Origin of the sequence: Pseudomonas sp. HAR-UPW-AIA-41 (assembly GCF_002304225.1) — a bacterium.
Taxonomy (GTDB): domain Bacteria; phylum Pseudomonadota; class Gammaproteobacteria; order Pseudomonadales; family Pseudomonadaceae; genus Aquipseudomonas.
This window is the reverse complement of the sequence record NZ_NSLB01000005.1, coordinates 230,939-254,918: the sequence shown is the minus strand read 5'-3', so window position 1 is coordinate 254,918 and position 23,980 is coordinate 230,939. Positions and strand designations below refer to the sequence as shown.

The 23,980-nt window shown below is 62.9% G+C and carries 23 protein-coding genes and 2 pseudogenes; 11 read left to right on the top strand and 14 right to left on the bottom strand.

What is annotated here, in order from left to right; all coding sequences use genetic code 11:
- Window positions 1-28: 28 nt before the first annotated feature.
- The 9 genes from CK486_RS12270 to CK486_RS12230 form a co-directional block, all read right to left on the bottom strand.
- The gene (locus CK486_RS12270) at window positions 29-337 is read right to left on the bottom strand and encodes a ribbon-helix-helix domain-containing protein (RefSeq protein WP_095940586.1); all 309 of its coding nucleotides are present in this window, start codon (window positions 335-337) and stop codon (window positions 29-31) included.
- A 46-nt stretch (window positions 338-383) separates the two neighbouring features.
- Entirely contained in the window at window positions 384-950 is a 567-nt protein-coding gene (locus CK486_RS12265) for a DJ-1/PfpI family protein (protein ID WP_095940585.1), read from the bottom strand.
- A 134-nt stretch (window positions 951-1,084) separates the two neighbouring features.
- The gene (locus CK486_RS12260; RefSeq protein WP_095940657.1) at window positions 1,085-1,696 is read right to left on the bottom strand and encodes a DUF2846 domain-containing protein; all 612 of its coding nucleotides are present in this window, start codon (window positions 1,694-1,696) and stop codon (window positions 1,085-1,087) included.
- A 73-nt stretch (window positions 1,697-1,769) separates the two neighbouring features.
- Entirely contained in the window at window positions 1,770-2,924 is a 1,155-nt protein-coding gene (locus tag CK486_RS12255; RefSeq protein ID WP_095940584.1) for a phosphatidylserine/phosphatidylglycerophosphate/cardiolipin synthase family protein, read from the bottom strand.
- The gene (locus CK486_RS12250; protein WP_095940583.1) at window positions 2,921-3,514 is read right to left on the bottom strand and encodes a YceI family protein; all 594 of its coding nucleotides are present in this window, start codon (window positions 3,512-3,514) and stop codon (window positions 2,921-2,923) included. The genes CK486_RS12255 and CK486_RS12250 overlap by 4 nt, the downstream gene beginning before the upstream one ends.
- 62 nt (window positions 3,515-3,576) lie before the next feature.
- Window positions 3,577-3,888 carry an amidase gene (locus tag CK486_RS12245; RefSeq protein ID WP_095940582.1) on the bottom strand — a complete coding sequence of 104 codons (312 nt, stop codon included), beginning with the start codon at window positions 3,886-3,888 and terminating at the stop codon, window positions 3,577-3,579.
- Entirely contained in the window at window positions 3,885-5,006 is a 1,122-nt protein-coding gene (locus CK486_RS12240; RefSeq protein ID WP_095940581.1) for a serine hydrolase, read from the bottom strand. The genes CK486_RS12245 and CK486_RS12240 overlap by 4 nt, the downstream gene beginning before the upstream one ends.
- Before the next feature lie 102 nt (window positions 5,007-5,108).
- Window positions 5,109-5,894 (bottom strand): MBL fold metallo-hydrolase, encoded by a 786-nt coding sequence (locus CK486_RS12235; RefSeq protein ID WP_095940580.1) that lies wholly within the window; start codon window positions 5,892-5,894, stop codon window positions 5,109-5,111.
- Between the two features lie 53 nt (window positions 5,895-5,947).
- Complete coding sequence (locus tag CK486_RS12230) at window positions 5,948-6,841, bottom strand: acyl-CoA dehydrogenase family protein (RefSeq protein ID WP_095940579.1); 894 nt, start codon at window positions 6,839-6,841, stop codon at window positions 5,948-5,950.
- Between the two features lie 135 nt (window positions 6,842-6,976).
- On the opposite strand from CK486_RS12230, the gene olsB reads away from it, so the two are divergent.
- Window positions 6,977-7,750 carry an L-ornithine N(alpha)-acyltransferase gene (gene olsB / locus CK486_RS12225; RefSeq protein WP_095940578.1) on the top strand — a complete coding sequence of 258 codons (774 nt, stop codon included), beginning with the start codon at window positions 6,977-6,979 and terminating at the stop codon, window positions 7,748-7,750.
- An 80-nt stretch (window positions 7,751-7,830) separates the two neighbouring features.
- Window positions 7,831-8,601: a 1-acyl-sn-glycerol-3-phosphate acyltransferase gene (locus tag CK486_RS12220; protein WP_095940577.1), complete on the top strand. Its 771-nt coding sequence runs from the start codon at window positions 7,831-7,833 to the stop codon at window positions 8,599-8,601.
- An 80-nt stretch (window positions 8,602-8,681) separates the two neighbouring features.
- On the opposite strand, the gene CK486_RS12215 is transcribed toward CK486_RS12220, so the two are convergent.
- On the bottom strand, window positions 8,682-9,494 hold the full coding sequence (locus CK486_RS12215) for an ATPase (protein WP_095940576.1): 813 nt from the start codon (window positions 9,492-9,494) through the stop codon (window positions 8,682-8,684).
- Between the two features lie 309 nt (window positions 9,495-9,803).
- On the opposite strand from CK486_RS12215, the gene CK486_RS12210 reads away from it, so the two are divergent.
- A complete protein-coding gene (locus CK486_RS12210; RefSeq protein WP_095940575.1) occupies window positions 9,804-10,136 on the top strand; it encodes a hypothetical protein in 333 nt (110 codons plus the stop codon).
- 36 nt (window positions 10,137-10,172) lie between these two features.
- Here CK486_RS12210 and CK486_RS12205 read toward each other — a convergent pair whose 3' ends face one another.
- Window positions 10,173-11,165, bottom strand: coding sequence for an NAD(P)-dependent oxidoreductase (locus CK486_RS12205; RefSeq protein ID WP_095940574.1), 993 nt, complete (start codon window positions 11,163-11,165; stop codon window positions 10,173-10,175).
- A gap of 1,601 nt (window positions 11,166-12,766) precedes the next feature.
- Between CK486_RS12205 and CK486_RS18510 the strand changes: the two are divergent.
- Together CK486_RS18510 and CK486_RS12195 are read left to right on the top strand one after the other, a co-directional pair.
- Window positions 12,767-13,282: pseudogene (locus CK486_RS18510) on the top strand (methyl-accepting chemotaxis protein); the annotation flags it as partial.
- Window positions 13,283-13,363: 81 nt separating this feature from the next.
- A complete protein-coding gene (locus CK486_RS12195) occupies window positions 13,364-14,422 on the top strand; it encodes a trans-acting enoyl reductase family protein (protein ID WP_095940572.1) in 1,059 nt (352 codons plus the stop codon).
- Here the strand turns inward: CK486_RS12195 and CK486_RS12190 are convergent.
- A pseudogene (locus CK486_RS12190) lies at window positions 14,415-15,306 on the bottom strand (LysR family transcriptional regulator ArgP). The gene CK486_RS12195 and the pseudogene CK486_RS12190 sit on opposite strands and share 8 nt — an antisense overlap.
- Window positions 15,307-15,402: 96 nt before the next feature.
- Between CK486_RS12190 and CK486_RS12185 the strand changes: the two are divergent.
- From CK486_RS12185 to CK486_RS12170, 4 genes are all read left to right on the top strand, one after another.
- Window positions 15,403-15,807, top strand: a complete 405-nt coding sequence (locus CK486_RS12185) for an ACT domain-containing protein (protein ID WP_095940571.1) — start codon at window positions 15,403-15,405, stop codon at window positions 15,805-15,807.
- A gap of 5 nt (window positions 15,808-15,812) precedes the next feature.
- The gene (locus CK486_RS12180; RefSeq protein ID WP_095940570.1) at window positions 15,813-16,415 is read left to right on the top strand and encodes a LysE/ArgO family amino acid transporter; all 603 of its coding nucleotides are present in this window, start codon (window positions 15,813-15,815) and stop codon (window positions 16,413-16,415) included.
- 181 nt (window positions 16,416-16,596) lie between these two features.
- On the top strand, window positions 16,597-17,178 hold the full coding sequence (gene sodB / locus CK486_RS12175; RefSeq protein ID WP_095940569.1) for a superoxide dismutase [Fe]: 582 nt from the start codon (window positions 16,597-16,599) through the stop codon (window positions 17,176-17,178).
- 145 nt (window positions 17,179-17,323) lie between these two features.
- Window positions 17,324-19,426 (top strand): putative bifunctional diguanylate cyclase/phosphodiesterase, encoded by a 2,103-nt coding sequence (locus CK486_RS12170; RefSeq protein WP_371915501.1) that lies wholly within the window; start codon window positions 17,324-17,326, stop codon window positions 19,424-19,426.
- 6 nt (window positions 19,427-19,432) lie between these two features.
- Here the strand turns inward: CK486_RS12170 and CK486_RS12165 are convergent, their stop codons facing one another.
- Window positions 19,433-20,335, bottom strand: a complete 903-nt coding sequence (locus CK486_RS12165) for a GIDE domain-containing protein (protein WP_095940567.1) — start codon at window positions 20,333-20,335, stop codon at window positions 19,433-19,435.
- A gap of 7 nt (window positions 20,336-20,342) precedes the next feature.
- Window positions 20,343-20,915, bottom strand: a complete 573-nt coding sequence (locus CK486_RS12160) for a LemA family protein (protein WP_095940566.1) — start codon at window positions 20,913-20,915, stop codon at window positions 20,343-20,345.
- 185 nt (window positions 20,916-21,100) lie between these two features.
- Here CK486_RS12160 and CK486_RS12155 point away from each other — a divergent pair, with 185 nt between their 5' ends.
- Complete coding sequence (locus CK486_RS12155) at window positions 21,101-22,411, top strand: imelysin family protein (protein WP_095940565.1); 1,311 nt, start codon at window positions 21,101-21,103, stop codon at window positions 22,409-22,411.
- A 153-nt stretch (window positions 22,412-22,564) separates the two neighbouring features.
- Window positions 22,565-23,980, top strand: coding sequence for a di-heme oxidoredictase family protein (locus CK486_RS12150; protein WP_095940564.1), 1,416 nt, complete (start codon window positions 22,565-22,567; stop codon window positions 23,978-23,980).

Below are 23,980 nucleotides of genomic sequence, written 5' to 3'. Positions count from 1 at the left end.
CGGTAGAGAGGCCAGCCCCATTAACACTTCAGCCCTGTTTGCGTCCAGGCAGACTCAGCAGAGTGGCCCCTGGCGCGGCCCGCTGAGCAAGAAAGCGCGTGCAGCTGACCCGCAGAAAGGAAGCGAAATTGACCACTTCGCCGCGGTAATCCATCACCTCTTCATAGAGCTTGGTAATCAGCTGATTGGTGGTCATGCCGTCGACTTCGGCAATCTCGCGCAGGATGTCCCAGAACTGGTTTTCCAGGCGCAGAGTGGTGACCACACCGCGGATACGCAGGGAGCGCGAGCGCGACTCATAGAGAATCGGATCGGCCTTCACATAGAGTTCGCACATGCTCGCCTCCTTATCCGCGGGGTTACCTACACAAGCGTTTCCAGCATCAGACCAGCTGCGCCAGCAGCGCGGCCAGCCAGGCCGGATGTGCCGGCCAGGCCGGCGCGGTGATCAGGTTGCCGTCGACATGGGCGGCATCCACGGCAATCTCCACATACTCGCCACCAGCCAGGCGAACCTCCGGCGCACAGGCCGGGTAGGCACTGCAGGCACGGCCCTTGAGCACACCGGCAGCTGCCAGCAGCTGGGCACCGTGACAGACCGCCGCAATCGGCTTGTTGGCCGCAGCAAAGGCGCGTACCAGCGCCAGCACCTGCTCGTTCAGGCGCAGGTACTCCGGAGCGCGCCCACCGGGAATCACCAGGGCATCATACGCCTCGGCCTTCACCGCTTCGAAATCGGCGTTGAGGACAAAGTTGTGTCCCGGCTTCTCGCTGTAGGTCTGGTCGCCCTCGAAATCGTGGATGGCGGTACGGATGAACTGGCCGGTGGTCTTGCCGGGGCAGACGGCATCGACGCGATGGCCGACCATCTGCAGCGCCTGGAACGGCACCATGGTTTCGTAATCTTCGGCGTAATCGCCAACCAGCATGAGAATGGATTTGCTCGCCATGACACGTGCTCCTGAGGGCGTGGGGACAGGTTCAGTGTCCTCCTGCCAAGGCATGTCTGGGTAATACCCCTCTACTACAGACTGCAAACAGGCAGAAAAAAACCGGCCGGAGCCGGTTTCTTCTGAGCCATGATTCAGATGCCGATATGGTCGAGCGCCTTGCCCACGCCCTCCCAGAAGCTGCGCTGGGGCCGCACCGCGTAGCTGCCCGCCGCATAATGCTGGCTGTCCTGCACCAGACGGGTGGCCGGCAATTCCTCAAGACCCAGACGCTCGCTCACCACCTGCAGCGGGCCATCGCCCTCCTCCGGCAGGGTATCCTTGGCCGGCGGCGGGTTCAGCTCGTCGTAACGCAGGTAATACACCGCGCCGGTTTCAGCCTCCAGAGTAAAACTGGCGATGCGGGTGAACTCCAGCGGGCCATCGGCGAACAGCGTCCAATAGCTACCGAACAATGGCCGGCGCATTTCCAGCTTGTAGTTGTCGACGTCGAACTCCAGCGCCAGATAGCCACCACTGGGTAGCACGCCGATCAGTTCGTTATTGAGAAACACCCCCGGCGCCTCCAGCTCCTGATCGCCCCAGTCGCTTTTCGGGCGATACAGATAGACCAGCGCATTGTCCTCGTCAGGCAGCGCCTGAGCCTTGAAATGCGGCCCCTGCAGAGGCATGAAAAAGGTTCCCGGTGTGGAGCAACCCGCCAGCAGCAGCGGTAACAGCAGAAGCGACAGGATCTGGCGGCGCATGCGCATCCCCTTTAGTGGTTATCCGGCGAGCTTAACCAGCCGCGCCAGAGCAGGCACCCGCCAAAAGTGCGGGTCAGCGGCGCTGATCGAACAGATTGATCACCAACCGGTCGAGCCATCCCCACAGGCGCGTACGAATGCGCTCGCCCAGCGGCATGGCACGCCAGCCTCCCAGAGTCACTTCCTCGGCCTGGGCAAAATCAGCCATGAAACTGGAAGCAGCCTCTGCGGCCAGCTGCGGATCGAAGGCCTCGAGGTTGGCGTCCAGATTCCAGCGCAGGTTCCAGTGATCGAAGTTGCAGGAGCCGAGGCTGACCCAGTCGTCCACCAGCACCATCTTCAGGTGCAGAAAACGCGGCTGGTACTCGAAGATACGCACCCCGGCCTTGAGCAGGCGCGGGTAGTAGCGCTGCCCGGCATAGCGTACCGGGGCATGGTCGGTGTTGTGTCCTGTCAGCAGCAGGCGCACATCCACCCCGCGCCTGGCAGCACGGCGCAGGGCGCGGCGGACCCGCCAGGTCGGCAGGAAATAGGGCGTGGCCAGCCAGATGGTGCGCCTCGCGCGCAGCAGGTTGCGCACCAGCGACTGCAGGATGTCACGGTGCTGCTCGGCATCGGCATAGGCCACACGCCCGAGGCCCGGCCCCAGAGGCGGAATGGCCGGCAGGCTGGGGCGACGCAACGGCAAACTCGGCCGCCAGGCCCGGCGGCCCTCGCTGGCCTGCCACTGGCGCTCGAACAGCTGACGCCAGTCCTGCAGCAGCGGCCCCTGCATCTGCACCATCAGCTCATGCCAGCAGGCATCACTGCCCGGCGTCCAGAAGTCATCGGTGGCGCCGGTGCCCCCGACGAAACCGAGATGATCATCGACCAGCAGCAGCTTGCGGTGGTCGCGGTACAGATTGAGCAGGCCGCGCCGCCAGCTCAGCGGGTTGTACAGACGCAACTCGACACCAGCACCGGCCAGCAACTGGCGCGACGACTCGCCGAAAGCCAGGCTGCCAAAGCCGTCGAACAGGCAACGCACACGCACGCCACGGCGGGCCGCCGCCGTCAGCGCCGCGACCAGCTCGGTGGCGCAGGCACCGTCCTCGACCAGATACAGCTCCAGCTCAACCCGCTGCTCGGCCGCGGCGATGGCTGCCAGCAGACGCGGGAAGAACTGCGGGCCGTCGAGCAGCAGCTCGAAGCGATTACCGCTGCGCCAGGCGAAAACTTCGTGATTCAACGGTTGACGAAGATCAGCACGGCGCTGACCGGCACCGCGGAGTTGATCTGGCTGAGATTGGCCAGCTGGCGCAGTTTCTCCAGACCGGGCAGCAGGTCATAGTCCTCGGCCTGCAGCACCAGCGGCGCCAGGGTCACCACCTGAAAACGCTGCTCATCCAGACGGGTAACCAGCAGCTCAACCAGGTGATCGCTGGCCTTACCATGCAGCTTGACGGTCAGCGGCACGGTCAATTCCAGCTGCGCGCCGGGCGCCAGATTGAGCAGTGACGGCAGATCCAGACGGGTACCGATCAGCGCCAGCGGAAAGCGGGTGATCTCGAACAGGTCCTTGCGCAGCAGTTCATCGCGCTTGGGGATACCCGAGCTGACCGATTCCAGCTCGACCCGCAGCTGAGCCTGCCCGTCGCTCTCGACCTCACCCTTGAGGCCGAGGAAGCGACTGACCTCCGCCCGGCTGCCGGACTTGCTGGAAACGAAACTGACCCGCGACGACTCGCCATCCAGTACCCAGTCGGCACGCGCCACACCGATTACGCTCAGGGCGCACAGCGCCAGCAATACTCGCAACACCACAGGGTTCCGCAACATGACAGGACTCCACAACAGACAGGGCGAACGATAGCCCGCCGCCCTGCTCTTGGGAACCTCGATCACTCCAGCTGGCAGCCCTGGCGCACATCCAGCCAGCGCGCACTGTGGCTGCGCCCCAGGCCTTCGGCGGTGACGCGCTTGTTGGTGGTGTCATCGAGAAAGCGCGTGAGTGGCAGCCACTGTTTCACGTAGCCCGCGCAATACGGCGCCGGGTTGTCCATCACGTAGCGGCAGGAGCAGTACTCCTTGGCCGAGTAGGCACCGATGATATCGGGGAAGGCCTGCAGGTGAGCCCGGTTGTGCCACGCCAGGGTGGCCAGCACCACGGCAATCAGCGCCAGAGCCAGACGCAGCGGATGACGACGGATCATGGCTGCACCTCCGGCGCGGCAAAGGCGGCCAGCGCCCGTTTGAGAAACTCGTTGTGCTGGTAGGTCTTGTCGCGGTCATCGGCATAACGCACCACCACCAGCTTCTGCTCCGGCAGCACGTACAGCCCCTGCCCCCAGTGGCCCAGCGCGGCGAAGGTGGACTCCGGGGCGTCGGGCCAGGGTTTGGCCGCCTTGGCCAGATGGCGGTTGAGCCACCAGTGCCCGCCGGGTACCGCTTCGCCGGGTTTGGCCGGATCGGCCTGGTAGTTGGCAAACGGCGTCAGATTGAACTCGACCCAGGCCTTGGGCAGCAGTTGCTGCTGGCCCCAGCGGCCGCCGCGCTGCATCAGCAACCCGACACGGGCCAGATCACGGGCCGTCATGTAGGCATAGGAGGAACCGACAAAGGTGCCGCTGGCATCGCGTTCCCACACCGCCGAGGTGATACCCAGCGGCTGGAACAGCGCCTGCCAGGGGTAATCGGCATAGGCCGGTGCACCAACCATCTGCCTGAGCGCTGCGGCCAGCACATTGCTGTCGCCGCTGGAGTAACGGAAGCGCGTGCCCGGCACCGCGTCCAGCGGATGCTCGGCCACGAACCGGGCCATATCGCCACGGCCACGGGTATAGAGCATGGCCACCACCGAGGAGCGCAGCGGCGCGTACTCGTAATCCTCCTGCCAGGCCAGGCCGGAGGCCCAGTTCAGCAGGTGACCAAGTTTGACCGAGGGGTGCCCCTGAAACGCCGAGTAATACTGGGCCACCGGCTCATCCAGTTTGAAGCGCCCCTCGCGGTAAGCCACGCCCAGCGTCGCCGCGAGCAGGCTCTTGCTCATGGACCAGGTCAAATGCGGTGTGCTCGCTTTGGTCGGTCCGGCATAACGCTCGTAGATCAGCTCACCATCGCGGATCACCACCACGGCATCAGTACGAATACCCTGGCGGGTGCCATCGTCGCGGGCGGGAAAGGCATAGGTTTCAAATTCACTGAGCGCGGCGCTGGGCGCTATGGGGCTGGCGCTCCAGTCACGCTCGGGCCAGGTTTCGCCCCAGCTGGCCGCGGCAGGCAGCAACAGAGCACCGGCGCAGAGCAGGCGACGCAAGACGGAAATGGGCATTGGCAGGCCTCTTGTTGTCGAAGTCTGCGCACCCTAGCACGGCCTGAAAGGCCTGCCATAGCGCCAAAACCGCCAGCCTGACGGCGGTTTTGGCGCGACACATCACTTGGGCAACTGGTAGTCCTCGGCACCGAGAAGGTCGATGCCGCACTCGAGGTTCTCGATCCAGTCGAGGAAGACGCCAATCATCTGCGGACCGGCAAAGGGACGCCCGTGCTGCGGTACGATCATCGCCACGTCCATGCCACGCACCATCTGAGCCCACAACCGGCAGACCTTGTTGCTTGCCATATAACGGCGGTGAAATCCCTCCATGCTTGGCAGATGGGCAGCGAAGTCGCGCACCGGACTCGCATCATCGACCAGCGAAGCTCCCATATCGCCGGAGAAGAGAATCTTGCTCACCGGATCGTAGATCTGGAAGTTACCGACCGAATGCAGAAAATGCGCCGGCACAGCCTTGAGCTGGCACTTGCCCAAGGGAATCGACTGGCCGCGATCTGGCAATGCGATGATGCGGTCGTAGGTATTGATACCGTGACTAAGCGCCAGATAGCTGGCCGTCAGATGAGGCAGGAAACGCGCCCACAGCTTGGAGCAAATTACCTTTGCACGAGTGTGAAGCAACCACTTGTCCAACGAGGCAATAATGTCCGGATCCTGATGTGAGGCAAAGATATAGGTCAGATCCTGCACATCAATGTGTTTGGAAAGTTCCAGCGACAACGGCGTATAGGTCAGGTCACCACCCGGATCGAGCAACAGATATTGCTCGTTATCGGTGATCAGAAACTGATTGGACTGCACGCCCTCGCCGCTGACCAAATCATCAAACATCAGGCATTGGTGGCTGCCGTTATCGAACAGCACAATGGGTTCACGGCGCATGGCCACCTCCAGGATTTCAGAGGGGGCCAGTTAAGCCGTTTGCCGCCATTTGCTCACTGACCTGCATCAATCGCCAGTGCCACCAGCGCATTGCTCAGACGCTTGGCCCGCGCCGCGCCGGCCACGCCAAGCAGGCTGCGGTCGCGCTGCCACAGCTCCCGCCACTCGGCCGGACCCGCCGCAAAGGCCTGATCCAGCTCGCCACTCAGTTGCTGCCACTGCTCGAACAGCCCTGCCAACAGCAGATGAGCTGCTGGCGAACTGGCTGGCTGACGGGCCACCTCGGCCGCCCCGGCAAGCACGGCCAGCAGACGCAAACGCAGGCTCAGCGGCCAGCCGCAGTCACGCCCCACGCCATACAGCCAGGCCGTGAAGGCGGCCAGCACATGGACATCCTCCAGCGTACGGAAGGGCTTCACATAATCGCTCCAGCCATCGCCAGCCAGCCGCTCGCAGGGCGCTTCATTCAGCTGCAGCCGGGCATGGCCGATATCAGGCATCAGTTTGAGCGGCGGCAGCGCCCCGACCTGCACGCCCGGATCGCCATTGCGCACCACCAGCAGGGCGATCTGCGGTTTCTCCCCGCCACCCTCCTCGCGAGCCGCCACCAGCAGCCAGTCGGCAGCTTCGGCGGCAGTGACGAAATCCTTGCGCCCGCTGACCTGCAAATCCGCTACCCGGCACTGCAGATCGGCCGGGCGCACGCTGCGCTGCTCGGTCACGCACAGCGCCCCCAGACTCAGCGGCGCCGAGGGCCAGAGCATCCGTAGCGCTGCCTGGTAACCGGCCAGGAAGGCCAGCCCCGGCGTCGCCGCCCGACAGCCGCCACGTACCGCCAGCTCGAACGGTGCCGCCTCCGGGCAGGCCGCCAGCAGGCTGGCGTACCAGTCTTCGAGGCGCGCGGCGGGCTGACGTTCGGCGGACTCCAGCAGGCGGGTCCAGGGCATGGCAATTCTCCTCGTGCATGTCATTCAAGCGTCGCCGAACTGTCACGCGGGTGACACCGGCACTCCCTAGCCTGAGCTTGCACAACAAGATCGACCGGCCGCAAGCCCGCTGCCGCCGGCACCCGGAGAATCGCCATGTCCCAGATCGTGCTCAGCAGTGACAAACCCCTGATTGCCCCGCGTCAGCCCCGCCGCCTGCAAGCCGAGCGCCTGACCGGCGCCATGGCCCTGCGCGAAGCCCAGGCGTTGCGCTACCGCGTGTTCAGCCACGAGTTCGCCGCCCGCCTCAAGGGCGCCGAGCTGGGTCTGGACATGGACGAGTTCGACCTGCACTGCCAGCACATCGGCGTGCGCGACCTCAGCAGCGGCGAGCTGGTGGCCACCACCCGCCTGCTCGACCATCAGGCCGCCGCGCGCCTTGGCCGCTTCTACAGCGAGGAGGAGTTTCACCTCGACGGCCTCAGCCAACTGCAGGGGCCGATCCTCGAACTGGGCCGTACCTGCGTCGATGCTGCGTACCGCAACGGCGCCACCATCGCCGTGCTGTGGAGCGAGCTGGCCGAGATTCTCAACGAAGGTCATTACCGTTATCTGATGGGCTGCGCCAGCGTGTCCATGCAGGACGGAGGCCTGCAGGCGCAGATCATCATGCAGCGCCTTCGCGAGCAGCATCTGTGCACCGAGCACCTGCGCGCCGAACCGAAGAAGCCGCTGCCAGGGCTGGACGTGCTGCCGGATAACCTCAGCGCGGAAATGCCGCCGCTGCTCAAGGCTTACCTGCGCCTGGGTGCCAAGGTCTGCGGCGAGCCTTGCTGGGACGAGGATTTCCAGGTGGCCGACCTGTTCATCCTGCTCAAGCGTGACGAGCTGTGCCCGCGCTATGCTCGCCATTTCAAGGCCGCCGTCTGACGGGAATCACCCCTTCCCTCTTGTCGGCCGCGCCGGCACTGTGTAGACAGTGCCGGTCTTTTCCTGATGATCATCGCCCGATGAAGAAACTGCGTCTGTATTTCCGCCTGCTGCGCCTGTTTGGCGTGGTCCTGCTCGGCACCCTGCTGGCCAGCTGGATCGAATTGAACGAACGCGTGCGTCATCGCGACCTGCAGCCACAGCGCCAGCGCCTGACCCGCTGGTTCCTCGCCCGCCTGGCCAATGCCCTGCCGTTTCGCGTGCGGGTGGAAGGCGAGTTGCCGCAACAGCCGATGCTGTGGGTGGCCAACCATATTTCCTGGAGCGACATCCCCCTGCTCGGCGCCCTGACGCCGCTGTCGTTCCTGTCCAAGGCTGAAGTGCGCGACTGGCCGGTGGCCGGCTGGCTGGCGAACAAGGCCGGCACCCTGTTCATCCGCCGCGGCTCGGGCGACAGCGGCCAGGTCAGCCAGCAACTGGCGGCCCACCTGCAGCAGGAGCGGCACCTGCTGATTTTCCCGGAAGGCACCACCACCGACGGCACGGCCCTGCGCACCTTCCATGGCCGCCTGCTGAGCAGCGCAATCGACAGCGGCGTGCCCCTGCAACCGGTAGCCATCCGCTACCTGCGCGATGGTCAGCCCTGCCCCATCGCCCCCTGGGTGGGCGACGACGGCATGCTCGATCATCTGCTGCGGATACTCTCCAGCGACATCGCCGAAGTGGAGATTCGCCTGCTCAGCCCCCTCTCGAGCCAGAACAGCTCGCGCAATCAGCTGGCACGCCAGGCTCAGGAGGCGATTGCCCAGGCGCTGTATGAAGACCTACAGGACCTGCGTCAGTCAGCCTGAGGAATACGGCGTACGGAGTGGGTTAGGCAGCCCGCAGGCAAACCACTCCATCTGCCGTCAATCAGTTATCCGTCGCTGAATCAGCGCTGGGCATCAATCTGCTGCTGCAGATTAACCACCTGTGCCTGCAAGGTACTGATGTTACGAGCCATCTGTGCGCGGAAGGCATCGAATTCAGCCGTACTGTTGCTTGCAGCCGGCGCGTCCAGCTCGCTGCGCAGCACCAGCAAATCCTGCTCCAGACGGCTGATAGCCTGACTGGGATTACCCTGTTTCTTCAGACTCTCCACGGCAGCACTGAGCTGCTTGATCTGCTCTCCCTGCTGGCTGATTCCGGCCTGGGCCTGCTGCAGCTTGCTCTGCTCGGCCCCCAGAGTTTTCACTTGCGATGCCAACTGATCTGCACTTCCCTGCTGGCTTTTCAGCTCACTGCTGACCTGTTCTAGGCGCTTGCCTTGAGCAGTCTGCTGGACGGCCACGTTCTGTTGCTGACGGCTCAGCTCGGCCAGCTTGTTCTCCAGCTGCTTGACCCGCAGCTTGAGCGCCTCGGCCTCGGTGGTGGAGCTGGACTCGGCAGCCACTACCTTGCCGGAAATATCCTGCAGGCGCCCGGCGGCATCCTCGCTGATTTTGGCGAAGCTTTCCTGAGTAGCCACCAGTTGCTGCTCCATCAGCACGATCTGCTGGAAACTCCACCAGGCCAGACCGGCCATGGCCATCAGCAGCGCCGCGATCAGCGCCCACAACGGCCCGGTGGAACTACGAGCAGGAGCCGCAACAGCGCGCAGCGGCTGACCACGCTCCACACGATGTTGTGCGAAATCGTCACGATCGAGGTCATCGGTTTTCAAACTGGGCACAGTGTCCAGTTCGTCGAGAGTGTCATTGCGCATGCGGGGCCTTCAAAACAACAGAAAGTGAGAATGCGGCGCAGTATACCGCCGCCAGTTGCTGACCTGCAGCGTGGCATCCATCTGGTGCACCCCGCACCGACGAAGTGCAGGTTTGCAGGGTGCGATACCCCTCAAAGCCAGAAAATGTGCCCTGGCGCACACTGGTACAACCCTTGCTATGACCTTTTTGCACTGTCGCGAGACAGAGGGGAATCGGCAGGACGCCGGTTTGCGCGCCGCACTGGTCAAGGCTGGTCAGTGATTCAGGAAGAAGCGGCCAAAGCCGTCGAATCAAAGGGGATAAGACGCATGGAAATCAACAAAGCCCTGGTGGATTGCATGCAGACCCTGCGCCGCCGCCTGCGCAGCGAAATGGGTGTAGACATCCGCCTCAGCCAACCCGACGCCATCGCAGCCATGCTCGCCGCCTGCCTGCGCACACACGATGAAACCACTCGTCAGCTGGGACAGCGCCTGGCCGAGCTGGGCGGGCTGCAACCTGGCAAGGCACAACCTGCCAAGGTCATCCAGCCGGAGCCTGTAGCTGAAAGCGCCCCACTGGCCAGTGTCACGATCCCCCCAGCCGTTCAGGCGCAAAGCGGCTCGGTACGGATCTACCGCGGCCAGCGCGTGTACGCCTGAGAACCGGCGTACAGCAGCGATACCCCATCAATCGAACTAAGTGCCTTCGCGGGTTCGCCACCAATCGCAGAACTCGTCCACGGCATCCCATACCTCGGCTTTCGGCTGATAGCCGAGGTGTTGCCGGGCGCGACTGATGTCCAGAGAAAAGTCCCGCGCCATCACATTCACACCCATGCGAAACAAACTCGGCTCCGGACGCCCAGGCAGCAGGCGACAGGTCCACTCACTGAGCGTGGCCAGGCCGTAGGCCAGGGGATAAGGGACATGACGAGTGACAGGCGGCAGATCAAATCGTGCCAGCACATGATTGACCACTTGCCACAAAGGTACCGGCGAACCGTTACTGATGTTGTAGGCCTTGCCAAGAGCATCCTCACCGGCCAGCAGAGCACTGAGCAGCGCGTCGTTGAGATTGTGGATACTGGTGAAGTCGACCCGGTTCTGCCCGTCACCGATGATCGACAGCCGCCCCTTGCGCTGCATGCTGATGAGACGCGGAAAGATGCTGGTATCACCAGCGCCTGTTACGAAGCGAGGACGCAGTGCCAGCACTTCCAGTCCTTGTTGCTGAGCGGCAAACACATGCTGTTCCGCCAGGTATTTGGTGGCACCGTAGTGATCGGAAAAACGCTGAGGCAGCTGCTCTTCGCGAATGCCCACGTGCGAATGTCCATCGAAATAGATCGACGGCGAGGACAGATGGACCAGACGCCGAACGCCCTCAGCCTGACAGGCGGCCACTACGTTGTCGGTGAGTTGCACATTGCCCTGATAAAAGCGCTCGTAGCTCCCCCACACCCCGACTGCGCCAGCACAATGCACCACGGCCTCGACCCCTCGGCAGGCCAGGCGGGCCAGCTCGGGACTGGCCAAATCGCCTGGCACGAACTCCGCCCCCCGCGCAATCAGCCCCGTTACCGCCTCTGCCTGACGGCCATTGATACGCACGCTGATGCCCTGCTCCAGCGCAAATCGGGCAAAACGCCCGCCAATGAACCCGCTTGCCCCCGTGACCAGTATCCGCATGCTGCCTCCGCCCTAAGTTGCACTGCACTGTATAGCAGGGCGACCTGTCCGAGCAGGCCAAGCCAATGACCTAACAGCCACTTAGATGTTTTTTAAATCAAACATTTGTGCAATATTTGCTTCAACTACAATCATAAAAAACCTTTGAGGGTCCCGAGATGCCACTGCGCCTAAAGCTGGCAGTCAGCTACCTGTTGATTGGTCTAATCCCGGTTCTGGCAATGGCCGTAACGGTCTATCTGCGTGCAGGCGATGCTCTGCGGGAACAGAGCCTCAGTGCTCTGGAGGCCGTAGCAAATATCAAGCAACGTCAGTTACTGGATGACTTGCAACAGCGAGAACATCAGTTGAGCGCCCTAAGTAACAACCTGGCGACCAACTATCAGGGACTCGATGAGGTTGCCTTGATCAGTGCAGCCAACTACGACCGGGATATGTTCAAGAACTTCATCACGACCTTTGGCTATCGTGACCTGCACTTGAGCCTACCCGACGGCAAAATCATCTTCAGCGTGAACAAGCTCGACAGTCAGCAAGCGGACCTCAAGGCCACTGCCAACCAATCCTCCCCACTGGCCCGCAATGTCCAGCAGGCACAAAGCTCTGGCAAAACAGCCATCAGTGATCTGACCAAGAATCCACTGCATAACAATGAACCAAGCCTGCTACTGAGCACCCCTGTTGCCGGGGAAGACCCTCAAGTACCTCTCCTGTTCCTCACCCTGGAGTTACCTGTCACCAAACTCAATAGCCTTATGCAAACCCGCCAGGGTCTAGGAGATGCCGGTGAGACCTATCTGGTAGGTGAAGACGGAAAACTCCGCTCGGACTCGATCCGTTTTACCGGGCTGACGGCCCTGCAGCATGACGCAGCAAAAAGTCTCGCCGTACAACAGGCACTCAAAGGAGCCAGCGGCCGTCTTGAAGAACCTGGCCTTGATCATGCCCCCTCTCTCAAGGTTTTCATTCCCATCGAGTTTGCCAATCACCATTGGGCGCTGATCGCCGAAATGGATGAGTCCCAGGCCTTTGCGCCAGTACGTGAACTGATGTGGCAGATTCTTATCTTGGCGCTACTCACGATAGCCAGCGTTGCCGGCGTGACCCTATGGGTGAGCCGCAGCCTGATGCGCCCACTCGGCGGGGAACCAAGCCAGATGGTACGTCTGGCTAGACGACTGGCAGCAGGCGAGCTCAGTCTTGCCAACGAGGACAGAACGAACCAGGCGGGACTGATGCTGGCTCTGAGTGAAATGGCCGCAGCCTGGCACTCCATCGTCCAACGTCTGGGCACATCCAACCAGGCCATCAATCAGTCAAGCGGCGCCATCCTGAGCGCAGCCAGTGCCACCCGGGACAATCTGGACCGGCAACAACAGGCACTTGAACAGATCGTGCATGCGATTGAAGAAATGAGTGCAACGGTGCTTGGGATTGCAACAGATGCCAATGCCAGCGCACAGAACAGCACCTCAGCCAAAACCACATTCAGCGCCATGCAGCGCACCCTGGAACAGATGATCAGCCAACAAGCGAGGCTGCTCGGAGGCATTCAGCAGACTGGCGAAGTAGTCGACACCCTGGCCCACGATGCCCTGCAGATCGGCACGGTACTCAACGTCATCAAAAGCATTGCTGAACAAACCAATCTGCTCGCACTCAACGCTGCAATTGAGGCAGCCCGAGCGGGTGAGCAAGGCCGGGGGTTTGCCGTGGTAGCAGATGAGGTCCGTCAATTGGCAACACGGACCAGTACAGCTACAGAGGAAATTGTCGGCATTATTCAGGCGCTGCAACAATCATCAGGTAAGGCACAGATAACCATGCAAGGTGCCGCTGATCAGGCCCGCGGGCTAGAGCAGGAGACCAAAGCGGTCCTCGATGCGCTAGGCGAGCTCAACCAATCTCTGGAGAGCGTGCATGATCTCGCTTTCCGGATTGCCCAGACCGCAGAAGAACAAGCCAGTAACACACAGGCCATCGACCAGCATATGCACCAACTGCATGATATGACCTGCGACAATCGGCAGGCTGCCGAAAATACCCGTGCGTACGGCGAGCGTCTGCAGGACGTGGCAGTTGATCAACAAGCGCTGGTGAGCCATTTCAGGCTTTAGGCCAGACCCAACCCACAGGTTGGCGACAACGTCGTGGATCTCGTTTACACGGATGCATTCATTGAACAAGGAGAACTCGTTATGGCCAAGCAACACTGGCTGATCTACGGCGCTAACGGCTATACCGCCCACCTGCTGGCCGAGGAGGCCGTACGTCAGGGCCTGACACCACTCCTTGCCGGGCGTGATCCGGCCGGCGTGCAGGCACTGGCCACCCGCCTCGGTCTGAGCGCACGGATTTTCGACCTGAATAATCCGGCGCATGTCGCCGAACAGCTGGCCGATATCGCCGTGGTGGCCCATTGCGCCGGGCCGTTCTCGGCCACCAGCGCACCGATGATCGAGGCCTGCCTGACCAGCAAGACCCACTATGTCGACATCACCGGCGAGATCGGCGTGTTCCAGGCCGCCGAGTCGCGCGACGCGCAGGCGCGGGAGGCCGGCATCGTGCTGCTGCCGGGTTCGGGTTTCGACGTCATCCCCACCGACTGCGTGGCTGCCTGCCTGAAGGATGCCCTGCCCGACGCAACGCACCTGTGTCTGGGCTTCGATACCGGCAGCGGCCTGTCGCCCGGCACCGCCAAGACCAGCGTCGAAGGTCTCAAGCTGGGCGGACAGATTCGCCAGGACGGACAGATCATCGGCGTACCGATGGCCCATCAGGGTCGCGATATCGATTTCGGCCGCGGCCTCAAGCATGCCGCCACCATCCCCTGGGGCGACGTTGCCACGGCGTTCTACTCCACCGGCATCGCCAACATCAGCGTGTACCTCCCGCTGCCGGCGCCCATGGCCTGGCTGCTGCGCCTGCTCGACCCGCTGCGCCCGCTGCTCGGCAAACCGGGCATACAGCGCTGGCTCAAGGAACAGGTCGGCAAGCGCATCAAGGGCCCCTCAGCCAATGCCCGCCAGCACCTGCCGACCTGGGTCTGGGGCGAGGCCCGCAATGCCGCGGGCGTCACCCGTACGGCCCGCCTGACCACCGGCAATGGCTACGACGTCACCGTGCATGGCGTACTGCTGAGTGTGCGCCACCTGCTCGACTATCAGGGTCAGGGCGGTTACTTCACACCCTCGAAGTTGCTGGGGCCGCGCTGCATCGAGCAACTGCCGGGCAGTACCACTATCGTCATCAGCTGATTGGCTGCAGCGCCCGCCGGGCAGCCTGACCGAGATGACGGGTCAGGCTGCCCAGCAGCTCGCCGCCCTGGCGCCAGTGGTGCCAGTACAGCGGCACATCGAGATAGCGCCCCGGCAACAGATCCACCAGCTCACCGCAAGCCAGCTGCGCCTCGACCTGTAGCGCAGGCACCAGCCCCCAGCCAAGACCGGCACTGGCCAGACGCACAAAGCCCTCGGACGACGGACACAGGTGGTAACTGAAGCCACCATGCATGCCCAGTGCGGCCAGATAACGGTGCTGCAACTGGTCATCCGGTCCGAAGACAATGGCCGGCACCTCGGCCAGTCGCTCAGCCTGTACCCCCTGCGGAAAATGCCGGGCAACGAACGCCGGACTGGCCAGTGCCAGATAGCGCATGGCCCCCAGCGCGACACTACGCGCGCCGGCCACCGGACGCTCGGCCGCGCAGACGCAGGCCGCCACTTCACCGGCGCGCATGCGCTTGAGCCCCACCTCCTGATCCTCCACCACCAGTTCCAGCAGCACCTGCTGCTCGGCACAAAAGGCCGCCACCGCCGGTGCCCACCAGGTCGCCAGGCTGTCGGCATTCAGCGCAATGCGCAGCCGCCCGGGCTGGCTGCCACCGGCCAGCGCCGGCACGCTCTGCCCCAGATCGCGCTCCAGCCAGCGCACCTGTTGCACATGGTTGAGCAACCGCTGCCCCAGTTCGGTGGCGGCCGGCGGCGAGCTGCGCTGCAACACCGACTGCGACCCGCGCTTCCAGCAGCTTGATGCGCTGCGAAACCGCCGACTGGGACAATCCCAGTACCTGCGCCGCCCGCTCGAAACCGCCCTGTTCCACCACCGCCGCCAGAGCGGCCAGCAACTTGTAATCGAACAAATCAGTTTTCCTAATGACAGATCAGCATGATTTGTTTTTCTTATACTGCAATCCGCCCCAGACTGCCCGCACTGCCTCCCTCTTCAGGAGATTCACATGAGCGGCATCACCGATCTGAACACCCTGCTACAAACCCTGACTCCGCGCCTGAATCCGGGCGAATACGTCTTCTGCTGCACCCCTGACGGGGTGCTACCACCCAGCAGTGAACTGATCGGAAGTTTTCGCGAAGAAGAAGGACTGACCCTGATCCTGCCGGAAGCCGAAGCCCTACGCCTCGGACTCACCTACCACTACCGCGCGGCGTGGATCACCTTGCAGGTGCACTCGGACCTTGCCGCCGTCGGCCTGACGGCGGCGTTCGCGACGGCACTGGCAGAAGCCGGAATCAGCTGCAACGTGATCGCCGGCTATCACCACGACCATCTGTTTGTTGCGCTGCAAGACGCCCAGAGGGCCCTGAACGTGCTGCAGCAACTCTCAGCCAGAGCGAAGGCCTGACTCCCATGTGGCAAAGCTATAGCAACGGCCTGCTGGTGGCCTTCGGCCTGATCATGGCCATCGGCGCGCAGAATGCCTTCGTCCTGGCACAGAGCCTGCGCCGCGAACACCACCTGCCAGCCGCCGCCCTCTGCGTGCTGTGCGACGCCGCTCTGATCGCTGCCGGCGTGTTCGGCCTGGCGGCCCTGCTGGCGCAGAGTCCTCTGCTGCTGGGGATCGCCCGCTGGGGCGGCGTGGCCTTTCTGCTCTGGTATGCCTTTCAGGCACTGCGGCGCGCCTGCAGCAACGATGCTCTGCAGGGCAACGCCGACGCTGGGCCACGCTCGCGCCGTGCCGTGCTGCTGAGCACCCTCGCCGTGACCCTGCTCAACCCCCATGTGTACCTGGACACGGTACTGCTGATCGGCTCGCTGGGTAGCCAACAGGCGGTGCCTGGTGCCTATGCCGCCGGCGCAGCAAGCGCCTCGCTGTTGTGGTTTCTCAGCCTGGCCCTCGGTGCAGCCTGGCTGGCCCCCTGGCTCGCCCGCTCCAGTACCTGGCGGGTGCTGGATATCCTGGTTGCCCTGATGATGCTCAGCGTGGCCGCCCAACTCATTCTGGGGCGATAGCCCCCAGAAACCAAGCTGCCACGGGCTTTTCCACACAGTTGCTGCGTGGATATGCCGCAGTCGGCGGTGCTATGATCTCGCTCCGCGGCGCACCGAGCCCTGCTCCACAGCGTCGACCGGCCCGTGAACCGGTCGCTGCCTGCCGCGCCAGCCCAGCCCTGAGGAATAACGGAGAAACACCATGGCCTTCGAATTGCCGCCGCTGCCCTACGAAAAGAACGCCCTCGAGCCGCACATTTCCGCCGAGACCCTGGAATTCCACCACGGCAAGCACCACAACACCTACGTGGTGAACCTGAACAACCTGGTGCCGGGCACCGAGTTCGAAGGCAAGACCCTGGAAGAGATCGTCAAGACCTCCACCGGCGGCGTGTTCAACAACGCCGCGCAGATCTGGAACCACACCTTCTACTGGAACTGCCTGTCGCCGAACGGCGGTGGCCAGCCGACTGGCGCACTGGCTGACGCCATCAACGCTGCTTTCGGTTCCTTCGACAAGTTCAAGGAAGAGTTCAGCAAAGTCACCATCGGCACCTTCGGTTCCGGCTGGGGCTGGCTGGTGAAGAAGGCTGACGGCTCCCTGGCTCTGGCCAGCACCATCGGCGCTGGCTGCCCGCTGACCAGCGGCGACACCCCGCTGCTGACCTGTGACGTGTGGGAACATGCCTACTACATCGACTACCGCAATCTGCGTCCGAAGTATGTAGAAGCGTTCTGGAACCTGGTGAACTGGGACTTTGTGGCGAAGAATTTCGCTGCCTGAAGCTGACCTTGTGTCATCCCCAAGAGCCCGGCACCTGCCGGGCTCTTGCCTTTCAATCAGACGTTCTCAAACACCGGCGCGACATAAAACTTGCGGACAATTAGGCCCTGAGCTTTGACGAGCTGCCGTTGATTACCAATACTGCATGGGTGCAACAAATCCTGTCGGAACAAGGAACCACCTTTTGAAGCTGGAACTGAAAAACAGTCTGTCGCTCAAGCTGCTACGCGTCGTACTGCTCTCGGCACTGGTGGTCGGGATCATCCTCAGCTTTTCGCAGATTGTCTTCGACGCCTATCGCGCCCGCCAGGCCGTGGCCAACGACGCCCAGCGTATTCTCGGCATGTTCCGCGACCCCTCTACTCAGGCCGTTTATAGCCTCGATCGCGAAATGGGCATGCAGGTGATTGAAGGCCTGTTCCAGCACGAGTCGGTGCAGCACGCCGCCATCGGCCACCCCAACGAACCCATGCTGGCGGAAAAATCCCGCCCGCTGATGGATAAGCCAACCCGCTGGATTACTGATCCGATCCTTGGCAAAGAACAGAGTTTTTCTACCCAACTGGTCGGTAAAGGACCGTACAGTGAGTACTACGGCGATCTGACCATTGCCCTGGACACGGCTCCTTACGGCGAAGACTTTGTCGCCAATTCCATCGTTATCTTCATCTCCGGCGTACTGCGCGCCCTCGCGATGGGCCTGGTCTTGTACATGGTCTATCACTGGCTACTGACAAGGCCGCTCAGCAAGATCATCGACCACCTGTCCAACATTAACCCTGACCGTCCCAGCGAGCATAAGCTGCCGATGCTCAAGGGGAACGAGAAGAACGAGCTGGGGCTGTGGATCAACACTGCCAACCAGTTACTGGCTTCCATTGAACGTAACACCCACTTGCGCCGAGAAGCCGAAACCAGCCTGCTGCGCATGTCTCAGTATGACTTCCTCACGGGCCTGCCCAACCGCCAGCTGCTACAGCAACAGCTGGACCAGATACTCGAAGATGCCGGACGTCTGCAGCGCCGTGTCGCAGTGCTCTGCGTTGGTCTGGATGACTTCAAGGGCATCAATGAACAGTTCAGCTACCAGACAGGCGACCAGCTACTGGTATCACTTGCCGATCGTCTTCGTAGCCATGGCGGTCGCCTTGGCGCACTGGCTCGTCTCGGCGGAGACCAGTTCGCTCTGGTGCAAACCGATATCGAGCAACCCTATGAAGCCGCTGAGCTGGCACAAACTATCCTTGATGATCTGGAAGCCCCGTTCCCGCTGGAAAGTCAGGAAGTCCGTCTGCGTGCCACCATTGGCATCACTCTGTTCCCCGAGGACGGCGACCGCACCGAGAACCTGCTGCAGAAAGCCGAACAGACCATGACGCTGGCCAAGAGCCGCTCGCGCAACCGCTACCAGTTCTTCGTTGCCAGCGTCGACAGTGAAATGCGCCGCCGTCGCGAGTTGGACAAGGATCTGCGTGAAGCGCTTGCTCGTAATGAGTTCCACTTGGTCTACCAACCCCAAGTTGACTACCGCAGCCATCAAGTCGTTGGCGTTGAGGCATTGATCCGCTGGCAGCATCCGACTCACGGTTTCATCTCGCCCGATCTATTCATCCCCCTGGCCGAACAGAATGGCAGCATCATCACTATTGGTGAGTGGGTGCTCGATCAGGCCTGTCGCCAGCTGCGTGAATGGCACGATCAGGGCTTTGCCGAACTGCGCATGGCGGTCAATCTATCCACGGTGCAACTGCACCACGCGGAGCTGCCACGCGTGGTCAACAACCTGCTGCAGGTCTATCGCTTGCCACCGCGCAGTCTGGAGCTGGAAGTGACCGAAACAGGCCTGATGGAGGACATCTCCACCGCTGCTCAGCACCTGCTCAGTCTGCGCCGCTCCGGCGCGCTGATCGCGATCGACGACTTTGGTACCGGCTACTCCTCTCTGACCTATCTGAAGAGCCTGCCGCTGGACAAGATCAAGATCGACAAGAGCTTCGTACAGGATCTGTTCGAGGACGAGGACGATGCCACCATCGTCCGCGCCATCATTCAGCTCGGCCGCAGCCTAAGCATGCAGGTAATCGCCGAGGGCGTGGAAACCGCCGAACAGGAGGCCTACATCATCGCCCAGGGTTGCGACGAAGGTCAGGGCTACCTGTACAGCAAGCCCCTGCCGCCACGTGACTTGCTGCAATACCTCAAGCAATCCCGCCGCCTGAGCGAAGCCTCCGTCAGCGAGCGCCAGTAACGGCGCTTACAGCGCGTTCTGCAGTAACCAGGCAGTCGCCAGCGCCCCCAGCAGGCAGGCCACCGCTCCTGCCGCTGCCTGCCATTGAAAGCTGCGCGCCACATCATCCTCGCCAGAGCTGGACAAGAGAAACGGCTGAGCCTCGCCTGGCCGGCGCATGATGTTCTGTGCCGGCTGCAGGCTCACCTGGCGATGACGTTGCTCAGCCTCCAGCCCGGCAGCCAGCTGCACGCGCTGCCACTCCGGCTCATCCAGGCGGCCGTCAGCATTGGTGTCGAAGCGTGTCAGCAGTCCCTGAAAATCCTGCTTCCACTCACGCACCACCTCGCCGCGGGCACGCTCCAGATCAAGCCCCGCGCGGCCACCACCCTGGGTGTGAAAGTCACCGATGGCGTACAAAGGCTCGCCGGCATGCAGGCGCTCTTCCTTGTAGCGATAGCCACTCTGGTTGAACAACTGACTGAACAGACCCGCGCGCTCAAGGCGCAGCGGATGACGCTGACTGCCATGCCAGGTCTGCCGGGTGGCGGCACGGACTTCGGCCCCGCGTGGATCGATCAGGCATTCGCCGGTGGCATCTGCCAGTCGTAGCCAGGCCTCACTGGTGCCACTCTCGACCACCCGCCAGCGCAGCTTGTTGTCGCTGTCGCGGCTGCACTCCTCGATGCGATAGCGCCACCACACGCAGGGGGTATCGGTCAGGGGCGCACGCAGTGGCGGTTCGGCCTGCTCCTTGAGTACGCCATAGAGCTCGACAAAGCCCTGAGCCGCCGAGCGAATCTTCGAGGTCGGCGTATCCAGCAGAATGCGCGCCTGACGCCAGCGCTGCACACACCACCAGCCACCACCGACACAGGCGCCCACACTGAAGGCCAGACTCAGGGCCAGGCCCGCGACATCCGTGGTCATGCCTGCCTCAGCTAAACAGTTGCTTCAGATCGACATCGGCCTTCTCGGCATCGCTGAACTGCAACAGCTCGGCAGCCTTGAAGGCAAAGAAACGGGCGATCAGCACATCGGGAAACTGCTCGATGCGCACGTTGTTCAGGTTGACCGCCTCGTTGTACAGCTCGCGGCGATCGGCAATACCGTTCTCCAGGCCACTGATGCGCTGCTGCAGGTGCTGGAAGCTTTCGTTGGCCTTGAGCTGCGGGTAATTCTCGGCCAGGGCGAACAGCTGGCCGAGACCGGCACGAAGCCCCGTTTCCGCCTGCCCCAGAGCCTGCATATCACCCTTCTGACTGGCACTGGCCACGGCATTGCGCGCAGTGATCACCTGTTCCAGGGTCGTGCGCTCGTGCTGCATGTACTGCTTGCAGGTTTCCACCAGCTTGGGCAGTTCCTCATGGCGCTGCTTGAGCAGTACGTCGATATTCGACCAGGCCTTGCTCACCCCGTGCTTTAGGCGGACCAGTGCGTTGTACAGAGTGACCGCATAGGCGGCGACGAGAAACAGGACAACCAGAACGGCAACAGTGGTCAGGCTCATGCAGGCTTCTCCCTAAGAGCTGCGAAAGATTCCGCCTGATTCTACCGGCAAATGCCACCCGCGCACTGTCAGCCGGAGCACAGCGGGAGAAAATCCAAGACTCAGGCTTTACAGTTAATGCAAATATTTCGCATTATACTCAAGTTTCTTATATACCTCGTTGCGCCAGACCAGAAGGAATCACCATGCTCCGTAAGCCTTGGGCTGCAGCCAGCCTGCTCGCCGTTGCCATCACCCTCGCCGGTTGCGGCGAAGAAAAGACCCCGGCCAACACCGCAGCCACTACTCCGGCTGCCAGCAGCGTGGTGGATGCCAGCGCCGGTCAGGCCGTGGTCAAGCACTATGGCGATCTGGCCCTGGCCGTGTTCAGCGACGCCCTGGGCACCGCACAGAACCTGCAGAAGGCCGTCGACGCCCTGCTCGCCCAGCCGAACGATGCCACCCTCAAGGCGGCCCGCGAAGCCTGGCTGGCGGCGCGCAAGCCGTACATGCAGAGCGAAGTGTTCCGCTTCGGCAACCCGGTGGTCGACGACTGGGAAGGTCAGCTCAACGCCTGGCCGCTGGACGAAGGCCTGATCGACTACGTGGCCAAGGACTACCAGCATGCGCTGGGCAACCCGGGCGCGCAGGCCAACATCATCGCCAACCGCGAGCTGCAAGTCGGCGAAGACAAGATCGACGTGAGCACCATCAACGGTGAACTGCTGGCCAGCCTGAATGAACTGGGTGGCTCCGAAGCCAACGTCGCCACCGGCTACCACGCCATCGAGTTCCTCCTCTGGGGCCAGGACCTCAACGGCACCAACCCGGGCGCCGGCAACCGTCCGGCCACAGACTTTGCCCAGGGCGAAGCCTGCACCGGCGGCAACTGCGAGCGCCGCGCCGAGTTCCTCAAAGCCGCCACCAGCCTGCTGGTCAGCGACCTGGAGTACATGGTCGGCCAGTGGCAAGCCGGCAAGGCCGACAACTACCGCGCCAAGCTGGAAGCCGAGCCGGCCGACAGCGGACTGCGCAAGATGCTGTTCGGCATGGGTAGCCTGTCCCTGGGAGAGCTGGCCGGCGAGCGCATGAAGGTTGCGCTGGAGGCCAACTCCACCGAAGACGAGCACGACTGCTTCAGCGACAACACCCACAACTCGCACTTCTTCAACGCCAAAGGCATTCGTAACGTCTACTTGGGCGAGTACCAGAAGGTCGACGGCACCACCCTGACCGGCCCAAGCCTGTCCAGCCTGGTGGCCAAGGCCGACGCCCAGACCGACAGCACCCTTAAGGCAGACCTGGAGGCGACCGAAGGCAAGCTGCAGGCCCTGGTGGACAGCGCCAACAACGACCAGCACTTCGATCAGCTGATCGCCGCCGACAACAACGCCGGCCAGCAGATCGTGCGTGACGCCATTGCTGCACTGGTCAAGCAGACCGCCGCGATCGAGCAGGCCTCGGCCAAGCTGGGCATCAACGAACTGAAGCCGGATACCGCCGACCACCAGTTCTGATTCACCCGCCGCCACACAAACGGGATGCCCTGCGGCATCCCGTTTGTTTTTACCTGGGTGCGACGTCATGCCACCGACCTGAATGGCAATTGTTCTTATTTGAGCAGACGCTACCTGTTACCCTGACGCCCTCGTTTTCCCCCGGTGTTAGTCATGCCTGTTTCGCCTCGTCTCCTACCACTGCTAGTGGCCGCCCTGCTGGCCGGCTGCGATGCCCTACAGACCGACTTCAGCCAAGCCGAGCCGGGTGAAGCCCTGTCCGGCGGCCACGCCAGCGTGGCCCAGGCCGACCACAATGCCTTCTCCCTGCCCTCGGCCAACCTGCCCCCGGTGCGCCGCCTGGACTTCAGCGTCGGCAACAGTTTCTTCCGCGCGCCCTGGGTCATCGCGCCCTCGACCACCACCGCCCGCGACGGCCTCGGCCCGCTGTTCAACACCAACGCCTGCCAGAACTGCCATATCAAGGATGGCCGCGGCCGCCCCCCGGCAGCCGACGCTGCAAGCGCCGTTTCCATGCTGCTGCGCCTGTCAATTCCCGCCGGGCCAGGCCAGGAAGCCCAGCTGCAGCGCCACGGCGTGATCGCCGAACCCACCTACGGCGGTCAGCTGCAGGACATGGCCATTCCCGGCCACGCACCGGAAGGCAAAATCCGCCTGGAGTGGCAGACGCACCGAATCACCCTGGCCGACGGCAGCGAGGTCGAGTTGCGTCAGCCAAAACTGCAGCTCAGCGACCTCGGCTATGGTCCGCTGCACCCACAGACGCAATTCTCCCTGCGCATCGCCCCGCCGATGATCGGCCTTGGCCTGCTCGAAGCCATTGCCGATGCCGACCTGCTAGCACTGGCCGACCCCGACGACAGCAATGGCGACGGTATCAGCGGCCGCGCCAATCAGGTGTGGGATGACGCCCGCGGGCAGAGCGTGATCGGCCGCTTCGGCTGGAAGGCCGGGCAACCCACCCTGAACCAGCAGAACGCCCATGCCTTTGCCGGCGACATGGGCCTGACCACCTCGCTGCTACCCGCCGATGACTGCACGGCGGCACAGGCCGCCTGCCAGCAGATGCCCAATGGCGGCAGCCCCGAGGTCAGCGACAACATCCTCGCCAGCGTGCTGTTCTACAGCCGCAACCTGGCCGTTCCGCAACGCCGCCAGGTCGACGCGCCGCAGGTGCTAAAGGGCAAGGCACTGTTCCATCAGGCCGGCTGCGCCAGTTGCCACACCCCGAAGTTCATCACCCGCGCCGACGCGGCGGAGCCCGAACTGGCCAGCCAGACCATTCGCCCCTACAGCGATCTGCTGCTGCATGACATGGGCCCCGGCCTTGCCGACCAGCGCCCCGAGTTTCTCGCCAGCGGCCAGGAGTGGCGCACCCCGCCACTGTGGGGCATTGGCCTGACCCAGCAGGTCAGCGGCCATACCCAATTCCTTCACGATGGCCGGGCGCGTAATCTGCTCGAAGCCATTTTCTGGCATGGCGGCGAAGCCCAGGCTGCCCGCGATGCCGTCAGTCATTTCAGCCGCGATGAGCGCGAGGCCCTGCTGGCCTTCCTCAATTCCCTCTAA

Coding starts and splice junctions, on each gene's coding strand:
- CK486_RS12270 (WP_095940586.1), bottom strand. CDS start 337: ATGTGCGAACTCTATGTGAAGGCCGATCCGATTCTCTATGAGTCGCGC.
- CK486_RS12265 (WP_095940585.1), bottom strand. CDS start 950: ATGGCGAGCAAATCCATTCTCATGCTGGTTGGCGATTACGCCGAAGAT.
- CK486_RS12260 (WP_095940657.1), bottom strand. CDS start 1,696: ATGCGCCGCCAGATCCTGTCGCTTCTGCTGTTACCGCTGCTGCTGGCG.
- CK486_RS12250 (WP_095940583.1), bottom strand. CDS start 3,514: ATGTTGCGGAACCCTGTGGTGTTGCGAGTATTGCTGGCGCTGTGCGCC.
- CK486_RS12245 (WP_095940582.1), bottom strand. CDS start 3,888: ATGATCCGTCGTCATCCGCTGCGTCTGGCTCTGGCGCTGATTGCCGTG.
- CK486_RS12240 (WP_095940581.1), bottom strand. CDS start 5,006: ATGCCCATTTCCGTCTTGCGTCGCCTGCTCTGCGCCGGTGCTCTGTTG.
- CK486_RS12235 (WP_095940580.1), bottom strand. CDS start 5,894: ATGCGCCGTGAACCCATTGTGCTGTTCGATAACGGCAGCCACCAATGC.
- CK486_RS12230 (WP_095940579.1), bottom strand. CDS start 6,841: ATGCCCTGGACCCGCCTGCTGGAGTCCGCCGAACGTCAGCCCGCCGCG.
- olsB (WP_095940578.1), top strand. CDS start 6,977: ATGTCCCAGATCGTGCTCAGCAGTGACAAACCCCTGATTGCCCCGCGT.
- CK486_RS12220 (WP_095940577.1), top strand. CDS start 7,831: ATGAAGAAACTGCGTCTGTATTTCCGCCTGCTGCGCCTGTTTGGCGTG.
- CK486_RS12215 (WP_095940576.1), bottom strand. CDS start 9,494: ATGCGCAATGACACTCTCGACGAACTGGACACTGTGCCCAGTTTGAAA.
- CK486_RS12210 (WP_095940575.1), top strand. CDS start 9,804: ATGGAAATCAACAAAGCCCTGGTGGATTGCATGCAGACCCTGCGCCGC.
- CK486_RS12205 (WP_095940574.1), bottom strand. CDS start 11,165: ATGCGGATACTGGTCACGGGGGCAAGCGGGTTCATTGGCGGGCGTTTT.
- CK486_RS12195 (WP_095940572.1), top strand. CDS start 13,364: ATGGCCAAGCAACACTGGCTGATCTACGGCGCTAACGGCTATACCGCC.
- CK486_RS12185 (WP_095940571.1), top strand. CDS start 15,403: ATGAGCGGCATCACCGATCTGAACACCCTGCTACAAACCCTGACTCCG.
- CK486_RS12180 (WP_095940570.1), top strand. CDS start 15,813: ATGTGGCAAAGCTATAGCAACGGCCTGCTGGTGGCCTTCGGCCTGATC.
- sodB (WP_095940569.1), top strand. CDS start 16,597: ATGGCCTTCGAATTGCCGCCGCTGCCCTACGAAAAGAACGCCCTCGAG.
- CK486_RS12170 (WP_371915501.1), top strand. CDS start 17,324: ATGGGTGCAACAAATCCTGTCGGAACAAGGAACCACCTTTTGAAGCTG.
- CK486_RS12165 (WP_095940567.1), bottom strand. CDS start 20,335: ATGACCACGGATGTCGCGGGCCTGGCCCTGAGTCTGGCCTTCAGTGTG.
- CK486_RS12160 (WP_095940566.1), bottom strand. CDS start 20,915: ATGAGCCTGACCACTGTTGCCGTTCTGGTTGTCCTGTTTCTCGTCGCC.
- CK486_RS12155 (WP_095940565.1), top strand. CDS start 21,101: ATGCTCCGTAAGCCTTGGGCTGCAGCCAGCCTGCTCGCCGTTGCCATC.
- CK486_RS12150 (WP_095940564.1), top strand. CDS start 22,565: ATGCCTGTTTCGCCTCGTCTCCTACCACTGCTAGTGGCCGCCCTGCTG.